The sequence below is a fragment of the Kitasatospora sp. NPDC059160 genome (assembly GCF_042755465.1).
Taxonomy (GTDB): Bacteria; Actinomycetota; Actinomycetes; order Streptomycetales; family Streptomycetaceae; genus Kitasatospora.
In genome coordinates this window covers 1-1,467 of record NZ_JBHZCN010000245.1, presented here as the reverse complement: position 1 = coordinate 1,467, position 1,467 = coordinate 1, and the positions used below count along the sequence as shown (strand labels likewise).

Annotated in this window: 1 pseudogene; it reads right to left on the bottom strand. The window is 69.3% G+C overall.

The window, feature by feature from the left end:
• A pseudogene (locus ACFXOZ_RS42475) lies at nt 1-1,467 on the bottom strand (hypothetical protein); the annotation flags it as partial.

Here is a 1,467-nt window from a genome sequence, read left to right as displayed (position 1 = left end):
GCGCCGGGTGCGTGGGCGATCACGTCGTCGATGTTGTTGCCGCCGGTGAGGGTGCCGCGGTGGGTCAGCTGGATGCCGTTCCACCCCTTGCCGCCCGGGGCGGCGGCCGCGGCGGCGACCGTCGTCATCGGGGCGCTCCGGGCGTTCGGGTTGCCCGGGACGTTGTAGGCGCGCAGGTAGCCGGCCTGGTCCGGCAGCAGGATGTCGGGCGCGCCGTCACCGGTGACGTCACCGAAGACCGGCGGCGGGCCGTTGGGGTTCCACGGCACGTAGAAGGAGTACTGGGCGACCGGGGAGACGTTGCGGGCGTTGTCCATCACCTGGATGTAGACGATGTTGGTGCCCCACCGGGTCGGGTGGACCTGGAGGCCGTTCGCCGGGAAGTCGCTGCCGCAGGCCCAGGACGCGCCGGAGAACTGCGGATCGAAGGACCAGCGGGCGCAGACCACGCCGGAGGCGTTGCCGCCGGGCGCGGGGTCGGCGGCGGTGAAGGGGACGGTACCCGTGTCGCCGATGTGCTTCTTGGTGACCTGGCCGTTGCCCGAGGGCGGGAAGACGTTGGCCAGGTCGGCGTCCGAGTACTTGGTGGTGGCGTCCGGGACGGTGAGGGTCGGCGGGGTCAGGTCGACGCCGAACCGGCAGGTCGGGGTGGGCGCCGACATCTGGCTGAGCCCGTCGGTCGCCTTGGCGTTCCAGCCGTAGACGTGGCCGTCCTGGATCACGCCCGGCTTCACCTGGAAGCTCGCGACACTGCCGTTGGCCACCGTGGCGGTGTAGCCGGAGTCGGCGTCGGCGTTCTGGTTGGCGTAGTCCCAGATGTGCGCCCAGGCGCCGAGCGCGTTCTGCGCGTTGCTGCTGACCGTCGTGTTGAGGTTGACGGAGCCGTTGAAGCCGACGGAGGAGTTGATCCAGCCGAGGGAGCCGTCACAACCCTGGTTGTCCGACCACGGAACGGCCGTCGAGGGGACGGGCCAGACGTTCGGGTTGGTCGGGGTGTTGGGGATGCGGTCGTACTCGATGACGACGGCCGGGTTGTAGGTGAGGCGCTTGAACGCCGCCGAGTCGGACTCGTTGCGGGCGAACAGGCCGAAGGTCAGGCTGCCGTTGTCGGCGACGAACTGGCGGTAGACGCCGGTGACGTCGTAGTCGAACTGGGTGGTGCCGCCGCAGCCGCTCTGGCCCGCGCCGCCGACGTCCGCCGACCCGATCCCGTTGAGGACGGTCGGCGAGTTGTTCCAGGTGGTGCTGCCGTCGATCGCGGTGGTGAGCTTGAGGTCGACGGTGTACTTGTTGGTGCAGGAGAAGTCGGAGGACTTGGCCTCGAAGAACGACACCGTGGCCTTGTTGATGACGACGTCGTTGTACCAGTGGTTGTCGAACTGGAAGTAGGAGCGTTCGACGCCCTTGGAGGTGCGGTAGCCCTGGTAGCCGACGCCGGGCTGGGCGTACTGGTCGCCGGAGTTGGCG